We start from the raw sequence: 8,585 nt of genomic DNA, 5'->3' as shown, positions 1-8,585 counted from the left end.
CACAATTACTTACAATCTAACCGTGCAGTAAGTATTTGCGTCTCCTCCTGGCCAACAACCACTCACAGCTAGAGATTGTTGGCTGGGCGCTAGATATGATAGAGGCAACCAAGACGTAGCCTCTAAAAGATTATTAGATATTACATCGACGTTAAACTTCGCCTGCGAACTATAGGGTTGGCGATAGAATCCTATTGTTCAATTAGATACTAACGATGATTAGCCTTAATATTTTATTAAGCAAGGCTTAGCTTTTAAAACCCATAATGACTTAATTTATAATTATTAAAATAAATAAGCTAAGAATCATCTCACCCTGATAAACATAAGACAAAAACAATACCTTTGAAAAAAAGATCATTTTCAATAACTTAACATAAAGCATTAGAGTTAATTATGATGTAATAATAAAAACAAATACTCATCATAAAATAAATAGATCTAAATCAATAAGTTGCGATTCATCCTAGGGTATCAATTACTAACTGCGTTTGATTATACATTAGCATCGCTTTTCCCTGGTGTTGGCCTATGGCCCCTCTCATCTGAAATTACGGGGGTGAGAGGTTTCTTTTTTATTACGTGTGGAGTTCCATCGAATGAAAAATAGTCGATTGTTTCTTATTGCCAACAGCTATGTAAAAGTGGTTTGCTCAGAGCCTGCAAAAATTCTTTTGATTAATGAAAAGTATTTCGACAAGTTTTGTAGAGATAGCTGGGCCGACTATCATGGTGGTTTTTTTACCAATTTCCCGGCCATTGTCGAAGTTCCATACGATGGGATTTGGAATATTGTGATTGATACTCATAGTCATGGAGACACTGAGCCTTCAGTGAGCATATCTATTTTGCCTAATCATGAATTATTAGAGCACCAAGACATGCCCAAATAGTAAGGGAAGTCTAATTACAGGCAGTTATCAATGTAGGAGTTCACCATCAACCACAACTGTCATGAGCACTGGGTAGCCACCCCACGTTGACTCCTAGATGAATACCAACTCAGTACTCATGCAGTTGTTCAGCACATCAAACGCTCCGGTTTACCCTTCTTCGCTGACTGATGTGCTGAATGCCGTGGAAAATCCTCCCGTCCACTTCTCTCACAAACTAGCCGAGATCCACGGCATGTATAAACGTAACTTATAAGTAGATTCTATTCAATCAATCTACGTTACTCCCAAACGATCATTTATTTCCCAAGCAATGGTAAAATCATCCGTTAGCAGGCATTTTTCGTTGACTAAGATATTACAGGGAGAAACGCTTCGCCCATTCTGTGATCTGTTCACCGTAGATGAACTGAATGTTGAATGATTCTGTTGGGCTCTGTACCGGCCCCAAGTAAGCAACACAGGGATACTTTTTCGGTCGATTATCAAAAATATAATCAACGATGTCAGCTTCATCAATCAGGTCATCGTCAGCAAAACAAGTAGCTCTAACCCACAAATCATATACAGCTTCGTTAAGCAGTAGTTCCATCGCATTTCTCTGTAAGTAGTTTACCCACATACAGAGTAGACGAACTCATGTTAGTTGTGCTGAAAATTGAATTCACAGATGACCACTTCCCAAATTCAGGAATATCCGTACAGCCTCCTACCATCCATCAGGGAAGTAGAGTTAGTGTATAGATGGTTGTTGGCTGGATGCCATGATCAAAAAACCCGCACTTGGCGGGTTTATATGTAATTTAGGCAACATACCAAATTAACGTTAAATATGGCTCATTTTGTTGACTTTTGCAATAACTTTGTCGTTAAAATGCACGATATCATCAATTCTTTTGTTATCTACATCACGCAATACGCCTTCATCTAATCGCTCACACTCAAGGATCAAGTGTGCCCAATGATCAGCATAGTGTTTTGACCAATTGTCCGGGGCAATCCCCAGCAAGCTCGCTAATTCACATGCTTTACGCTGCTCTCCATCCATAGCTCTGCGAGTGTAGGCATACTGCTGCACTGCCAGCCACACCAATTGTGCAAGTCGTGACGTCACTTTCTTTGTGATCCGCTTGCCTGCTAACGTCTTTTTGAACTCGTCCCATACATGTTTAGTGATCAGGACTTGATAGTCATAGTTCAGGTCATGCGCATAGCAATACCGAATCCATCCAAGCTGGTGGCCATCAAGTGTAGATATTGCCCGGCGCCACGAACTAAGACAGAACACAATTTCTTCAATTGGTGGCCTTATATCCTTACCGCCTCGAGTTTCTGCACACTTAACCGGATCAGCAATGCGAACCTGCCCGCCAACTTCGCGCACTGGCTTACGTGGATAACGTGACGTGTTTACCACTGCCGCTCCCTGAAACGCATCAAGCTGGCCTTTTGTTGCTCCGACAATGTTTGCAAGTGCCAGCGAAACGCAGCTTCTTACATACTCTAAATGCTGTAAATTCATTACTCAGCGCTCCCCACACGTTACGCTTTGAAAATTGCGCCAACACCCAGCGCGTAATTTAAAAATTCAATCAATAGGAATCGCTGATCCCCGTGTTTCTGCTCCCACGCCCCAACATCCTTGTGCAACTTGTCGTGGCACCGTCTGCATAACGGCAACACGAACAGGTCATGCGTTTTGGTTCCCATGCCACCGAGCCCGTGGTTAATCACATGATGCGGATCGTCAGCTGGTTTACTGCAACCGCAGCACTTTTGCGTTTTTACCCACCGCGTGTATTTCTCACACTCCCACCGCTGTAACTTAGGTTTCAACATAAAGCTCGCTGGTGGCGCTTCATCACCCGAAAGCTTGATAACGGGTTTTACCTGCTCCACAAGATCGGCAACAATAGAGAATGGATCTGGCTCCCACGGGTTAATATCCGCCTCTTTCGTTGTGCCTCCGATGGTGGGGAGTTCCATCCCAGTAATAGCGTACGCAGGAAGAAGGTCTGCTACACCGTTTAGCGTCGCCCACCAGCACACCTCAGCAAATGAAATCTCTCGCCCTTCACTCAGATCCAGTTTGATGCGAATGGCCTCGAGTAAGCATTCAATCCTGTTCTGCATAGCAATCGACATCATGGCTTCTGTGAAATGCGTGCGAGTACGATTATCACAACTCCAGCACAGCCGAACCGCGCTGCCCTCATAGGGTGTTGTCACTAGCTCTTTATGGTGCCAATCCGCATGCCACTGGCATTCATCCTTCTCATCGAGCCATGTGAGCAAACTATCCAACCCACCAGCTGCTCGATAAACACGATCATTAGCCCAGAAAGCAGATAGGCGCGGATCTGCGGCTAATGTCTGATGTTCTGCAGGAATTTCACCCGTTGGCAATTCACGCAGAGCACGGGGTTCATCAGAAATGTACAGGCGTTGCTGTTGTTTGAAATGATGCATCAGACCGGTACCGGGGCGCAGTAGCACTACGCCCAGATCTGACTGAGGAAACGCAGTCAGTAACAATCTCATGCTGCCACCAGCTTTTCAGCCATACGACGAACTTGCGCCAGAAATGCATCACCCCGAGTGATTAGATCATCGCGGGTGACATAACTGATTGCTGGTCCACGCCATTGCTTATCCAGAATGACCACCGCTCCAGCAAAAAACGCGCCGGTAGGCTTTTGCTTCTCATCAGCAGGCTTAAACCACACAGGCAGATCAAAGCCGATACGCCCACGAATGAAAGCAACATGATCGGCTTCTTCTGGCCACCACACTTCGCTTGTCGCAGCCTTAATCAGGAGGATGTAACGACCGCCCTTCTCACGCATAGCCATCGCATGATCGATAATGTGGCGCATGCCTGTGACATATTGCCCTTCATACTCTTTAACGCGGCTGTACGGTGGGTTTGCGTATGCCGCACCGCCTAGCTCTTTTAGACGTTCTGACCAGTCCTGAGTAAGTGCGTTATCTTCAGCGGTGTAGTACGCGTCACATTTGGCATTATCAGCATCAGCAAACAGATCGAGAGTAATTTGCCCGAACATAGCGTTAATGCCCCAAAACAATGAATCTGGAGTACGCCACTGATCGCCAACGTCTTTTAGGTAGTGTTCAGACTCTGCACGTTGTGCTGCTAAATCGGCGCAGTATGGGTTGATATTCATATTCACGACAGCACCTCCAAGCTGACAACCGTTTCAAAATCCATTCGCGGATCAGCTGTTACATACGTCGCACGGCAATGAATTGAGCACTGGTTACGGCATTTCACTGCGTGTTCCATATCTTCTTCGGTACCACAGTTCTCAATGACTCGGGACCATTCATATTCAGCGCGGCGCCACTGCTTTGATGCTTCGCAACGTCTAGCTCTTTCCTGATGAAGTTGAACCAGTGCTGGGCGATGGCGACGAATAACTGGCATGGTTTTAATTTTCATGATCATGTTCTCCAGCCAGTGGTTGGCGCTGAATATTCCTGCTTCGAGAAATCCATATTGACGTAGCTTGCTGGCTGTTTTGCTTGCGTGCCTGTAGGCCACTGAGATCTTGGCAGTCGACCAGCGGCCACCCATTTGGTCGCCGAACTGAGATATGCGGGGAATTTTGCTGGGCGAAACAGCGTCACCGGATTCAGGTTCGCTGAAAAATCAGGATTGCTGGCCCAACGCTCGACACTGAAATCCACAACCAACACCAGCTCGTCAGTGGTGAACCCTTCACGCAGTCGGCCACGGATATTCTCGAGTGACGATTTGCAATTCTGGTACCGAGATGCGGTTACTTGGTTCAGGTGTTTGAGTACCTGAATGGCCTGATCGGTGATTTCAACCTCAGGGTCGGCCGGAGGCTGACAAAAGGTTTTAATACTTGATGGTTCAGGTGTTGATGTTACTGATGGATCGCCCCCAGATTCTGACGGGTGAAAACCGCCCTTTTTGCTGGATTTCGACGCGTCGGATTTTGACCCGTCAAATTTTGAGGCGTCAGATTTTGACGGGTCAGATTCTGACGCATGAGCAGCTAGGCGAAGTTTCTCAACATTGAGCTGGTAAATATTGCTGGCGTTCCTGTTACCTGCTCGGCGTTGTTGGCGGCTAATCCACCCTTCTCGCTCCAGTTTCCCCAGCGCTGTACGTACGGTGCTTTCACCCGCACCAATCTGGCGAGCAATGGTGGTCACTGAGGGCCAGCTTTTGCCCTCGTCACTGCTGAAATCTGCCAGACGAGCCATGATGGCCACCTCTGAGAGTTTTAACCCCGCAGCTGCGCAACCGTCCCAGACGTAACCTGATAACTTGTTGCTCATACGTCGATCCTTTCAAAACGAGAGCGAAAGAGAATGAGCGGCGATGCACACTCAAAGTCATAGCCCTGACGGCGATAAATCACTTTCTGGTTAATCCGGTCGTAACGGATAACGTGGACAACAGTCCCTTTCCTATCGCGATAGAAGCGATCAAGAGAAGCAATACCGTGTGTCATGACGTCCTCCGCTTTCTTGCTATAACACCCACAATAGCCACCGCCCTTCTGTGGTTACATGGCACCCAGCGGTTTGCTATTCTTCGTTCATACCGTAATGGCGCTGGTGGCCGGACGTTTGTAGCTGGTAAGCAACGCAGTTGCGGCGCCAGAGTATTTACTGTTAAATTGCTCACGCGATTATTTCTCCACACAAGAATGTTTCGCACCCGACGCCAAGAGCTGCATACTCTTGGCGTCACCTTCTCCCCACAACATTTCTGAAATCACCCAAATCTCAGCTATCAAAGACTGTGCGCGATACCCTTTAGCCCGTAGTCGTTTGCTTTCTTCTCGATCAAGCACGCCATCGTTGGTGAACTCGTTATGCGCCCGGCTAAAGTCACCCAGCGCAGCGAGCAGATCGTTAAACTTGTGCAGCAGCTCCTCATTCCCGACCTGATCGACATCAGGCAATTTCACGAACACACCACCAGCGCGTTTGCACATAGCCTCGGTAATATCCGTGCGACCGGAAAAGGCCTCCATTTGGATGACCATGCCGAACGGCACCATTTGCCCACCGATCTGGCGAACGCGGTTACTCAGCGCGTTATGGGTACCATCGTGCGAAAGCTGTTGCGCCATCGCTTCATACCCACCCGGTGTAGAAGTGATCAGCTTGTGCATTGCTACTGTCATATCAGCCGGGGCTGGAAAGTTCTTGTTGTCCACAGCGTTGGTCCTTTTTTTGTGGTTTTACTTTTGGTCTGGTTACTTATGATTTATGGCTACAGGACATCTCCTCGCTTGTTGGTTTGTGATTTGGAAATGGCTTGATCTCTTCAGCTCGGACTGTTCCGTCCAACTGTTGAATAACGTTTACATTGCGCTTTGTTCTGATCGCCTTACTGATAGCTGTTTGATGTACACCAAGCGTTGCGGCCGCGGTAACCTGCCCCTTCTCCTTGACATAATCAGCTAGTGAAACGACTCTCACTGAACACCTCCTGACTAGATGAAAGTCCAATAATAATACCCAAAGTATTATTTAAATCAATACCTGAGGTATTCGCATTTTTATGACTAAAGGTATTAAAATCAAAGAATGAAAAACCAAAAGACATTGACGCCAGATCAGCTTGAAGACGCCAAGCGACTAAAAGCGATTTATGAGGCTAAAAAGAAAACACTGGGACTAACCCAGCAATCTATCGCCGACGAGCTGAATGCGAGTCAAGGTGCGGTTGGTCATTATCTAAATGGTAGGAATGCGCTTAATACAAAAGCCGCAGCTGTATTTGCCAAGATGCTAAACATCAGCATTTCAGACTTTAGCCCTACTCTTGCAAAGGAAGCACAGCAAATGGCGTCATCACTTGATGCCAATGTTAAAAATCCAATTCCTTATGCTCGCGGCAATCTCTATCCAGTCATTAGCTGGGTAAGTGCTGGCGCATGGGCTGACGCTTGCGAGCCCTATACTCTTGATGATATTGATGAATGGTTCGAATCAGATGCTACTGTTTTTGGCTCTGGTTTTTGGCTGCGTGTGCAAGGCGATTCAATGACAGCCCCTAGCGGCATCAGTATTCCTGAAGGTACTTTAGTGCTTATAGATACGGGCAGAGATCCTGTGAATGGCAGCTTAGTCATTGCAAAACTAACGGATGCGAATGAAGCCACATTTAAAAAATTGATCATCGATGGTGGAGCTAAATATCTCAAAGGTCTGAACCCTGCATGGCCTCTCGTTCCAATCAATGGCAACTGTAAAATTATCGGAGTCGCAATCGAAACCAAACTGAGATTAGTTTAGTCCTGCATCTACCCTCTAAAGAGCTCTCTAAACTGTTGGGCTCTCTGTCTTATCCTCAGCAGTTCACCCCGCAAAAAAATAAAATCACTTAACTTTCAATAAAATAATATCCAAATATTAAATTAAAATACCGCTGGTATTGATTTAAATAATACCTAAGGTACTATTAATTCATCCCAGAGATACTCGTTACACTTGTTTTGGCTTGTGAGGGGTCTCAAGCAGAGTGGGTGGCGTAGCTCAGTTGGTAGAGCGTCACAAGCGTTCATAGCGTAGCGGGTACGCGCTGGTTCAAGTCCAGCCACCACTGCTCATTTATGTGGAGAATTATTAGAGAACCTATCTGTTTGTGTGAATTTTAATTAATTCGCACCGGAGATACTCATACCTAAAAAAATGTGGAGGAATAATCGTGACGTTAAGCGAATTACCAGCAAAGACACTCGTTAAGCAGGCGCATGCAGGCACCAAGCTAGTGAGAGGGCAATACCCGGAGGCCGCAGCAATATTGCGTGAGGTCACTACTCGGTATGACGTGTTGTATGAAGTGCGTCTGCAAGCCAAGGATGCAGAAAGAAAGCCTGAGCTTGTAGATTTGAGCCAACAGATAGAACTACTAAACAGAGTCCTTAGCTGGATTTTGAAAGAGCTTCCTACGCCAACACAAAAGGCTGCAGCAATGGCCATGAGGCTAAGCTCGGTAATAGAGATCATTTCAAATCTTGAACTCCCAGCACAGGGGCAGAAAAATGACTAACTCAATCGTGATCGACATTGAAACTATGGATGTACGCCCTTCTGCTTTAATCCTTTCTATTGGGGGCTTCGCTTTTGATATCTCAAACATCGAGAAGACACGCAGTTCTATTCTTGAAGTTAGCCGAGATCTAGATGTAGCCGAATATTCCCCATATATCTTTTACGCACTTGTGGATACGTTCAACCAGCTCATGTCTGGCCGTTCTGTTGGCAAAGATACTCAGTTCTGGTGGAGAACTCAGGGGGAAGATGCTCATGAAGCTTTAGCCGGTGAGCGCCATTCATTAAGCACGCAACTGCTGAACTTATCCAACTGGATCGCTCAGCATAATGATGCCCGGATATATTTTCGTGGTACTGATTTTGATGGCTCCATTTTGGAACATGCTTATCGCCAATGCGGTTTGACCTGCCCTTGGAAATACAACGGCAAGCGAGACGTCCGCACGTATATCGATGCGCTAACTGACAGCCAAAAAGGTTACATCGTGGACCACCAGCCATGTTTTCAGATTATTAAGCATCATGCACTGCATGATGCAATGAATGATGCTGAGCAAATGGTCATAGCCTACTCTGGCAACATGGCATCCCATTAAAACTGATTATTAGTACCCAAACTACCCGCCA

The 8,585-nt window shown here is 46.3% G+C and carries 14 protein-coding genes and 1 tRNA gene; 6 read left to right on the top strand and 9 right to left on the bottom strand.

Annotation, left to right across the window (positions count from 1 at the left end):
• The first annotated feature begins 599 nt into the window (after nucleotides 1-599).
• Both BN1044_RS11405 and BN1044_RS23580 read left to right on the top strand, forming a co-directional pair.
• Nucleotides 600-893, top strand: coding sequence for a DUF1883 domain-containing protein (locus BN1044_RS11405; RefSeq protein WP_072308778.1), 294 nt, complete (start codon nucleotides 600-602; stop codon nucleotides 891-893).
• 97 nt (nucleotides 894-990) lie between these two features.
• On the top strand, nucleotides 991-1,149 hold the full coding sequence (locus BN1044_RS23580) for a hypothetical protein (RefSeq protein ID WP_155403083.1): 159 nt from the start codon (nucleotides 991-993) through the stop codon (nucleotides 1,147-1,149).
• 102 nt (nucleotides 1,150-1,251) lie between these two features.
• Here BN1044_RS23580 and BN1044_RS11400 read toward each other — a convergent pair whose 3' ends face one another.
• From BN1044_RS11400 to BN1044_RS11360, 9 genes are all read right to left on the bottom strand, one after another.
• Entirely contained in the window at nucleotides 1,252-1,485 is a 234-nt protein-coding gene (locus BN1044_RS11400) for a hypothetical protein (RefSeq protein ID WP_072308777.1), read from the bottom strand.
• A 234-nt stretch (nucleotides 1,486-1,719) separates the two neighbouring features.
• A complete protein-coding gene (locus BN1044_RS11395; protein WP_072308775.1) occupies nucleotides 1,720-2,415 on the bottom strand; it encodes a bacteriophage antitermination protein Q in 696 nt (231 codons plus the stop codon).
• 20 nt (nucleotides 2,416-2,435) lie between these two features.
• Entirely contained in the window at nucleotides 2,436-3,434 is a 999-nt protein-coding gene (locus tag BN1044_RS11390) for a DUF968 domain-containing protein (RefSeq protein ID WP_072308773.1), read from the bottom strand.
• Nucleotides 3,431-4,078, bottom strand: a complete 648-nt coding sequence (locus BN1044_RS11385) for a phage N-6-adenine-methyltransferase (RefSeq protein WP_072308772.1) — start codon at nucleotides 4,076-4,078, stop codon at nucleotides 3,431-3,433. The genes BN1044_RS11390 and BN1044_RS11385 overlap by 4 nt, the downstream gene beginning before the upstream one ends.
• Before the next feature lie 2 nt (nucleotides 4,079-4,080).
• On the bottom strand, nucleotides 4,081-4,353 hold the full coding sequence (locus BN1044_RS11380) for a PerC family transcriptional regulator (RefSeq protein WP_072308771.1): 273 nt from the start codon (nucleotides 4,351-4,353) through the stop codon (nucleotides 4,081-4,083).
• Nucleotides 4,354-4,355: 2 nt separating this feature from the next.
• Nucleotides 4,356-5,222 (bottom strand): conserved phage C-terminal domain-containing protein, encoded by an 867-nt coding sequence (locus BN1044_RS11375; RefSeq protein WP_072308769.1) that lies wholly within the window; start codon nucleotides 5,220-5,222, stop codon nucleotides 4,356-4,358.
• A complete protein-coding gene (locus tag BN1044_RS11370) occupies nucleotides 5,219-5,398 on the bottom strand; it encodes a DUF4222 domain-containing protein (RefSeq protein WP_072308768.1) in 180 nt (59 codons plus the stop codon). The genes BN1044_RS11375 and BN1044_RS11370 overlap by 4 nt, the downstream gene beginning before the upstream one ends.
• Nucleotides 5,399-5,578: 180 nt before the next feature.
• Complete coding sequence (locus BN1044_RS11365) at nucleotides 5,579-6,112, bottom strand: YmfL family putative regulatory protein (protein WP_072308767.1); 534 nt, start codon at nucleotides 6,110-6,112, stop codon at nucleotides 5,579-5,581.
• 43 nt (nucleotides 6,113-6,155) lie between these two features.
• Nucleotides 6,156-6,377 (bottom strand): Cro/CI family transcriptional regulator, encoded by a 222-nt coding sequence (locus BN1044_RS11360; RefSeq protein ID WP_072308766.1) that lies wholly within the window; start codon nucleotides 6,375-6,377, stop codon nucleotides 6,156-6,158.
• A gap of 108 nt (nucleotides 6,378-6,485) precedes the next feature.
• Here BN1044_RS11360 and BN1044_RS11355 point away from each other — a divergent pair, with 108 nt between their 5' ends.
• The 4 genes from BN1044_RS11355 to BN1044_RS11340 all read left to right on the top strand — a co-directional run bounded on the left by BN1044_RS11355 (nucleotide 6,486) and on the right by BN1044_RS11340 (nucleotide 8,554).
• A complete protein-coding gene (locus tag BN1044_RS11355) occupies nucleotides 6,486-7,196 on the top strand; it encodes a LexA family protein (RefSeq protein WP_072308764.1) in 711 nt (236 codons plus the stop codon).
• A gap of 229 nt (nucleotides 7,197-7,425) precedes the next feature.
• Nucleotides 7,426-7,506 (top strand) — tRNA-Ile (locus tag BN1044_RS11350).
• Nucleotides 7,507-7,608: 102 nt separating this feature from the next.
• A complete protein-coding gene (locus tag BN1044_RS11345; protein ID WP_072308763.1) occupies nucleotides 7,609-7,953 on the top strand; it encodes a hypothetical protein in 345 nt (114 codons plus the stop codon).
• Entirely contained in the window at nucleotides 7,946-8,554 is a 609-nt protein-coding gene (locus BN1044_RS11340; RefSeq protein ID WP_072308762.1) for a 3'-5' exonuclease, read from the top strand. The genes BN1044_RS11345 and BN1044_RS11340 overlap by 8 nt, the downstream gene beginning before the upstream one ends.
• The last annotated feature ends 31 nt before the right edge of the window (nucleotides 8,555-8,585 follow it).

Origin of the sequence: Hafnia alvei, from assembly GCF_900095695.1 — a bacterium.
Classification (GTDB): domain Bacteria; phylum Pseudomonadota; class Gammaproteobacteria; order Enterobacterales; family Enterobacteriaceae; genus Hafnia; species Hafnia alvei_B.
The sequence above is the reverse complement of the archived record's forward strand: the minus strand, read 5'-3'. Positions and strand labels throughout refer to the sequence as shown.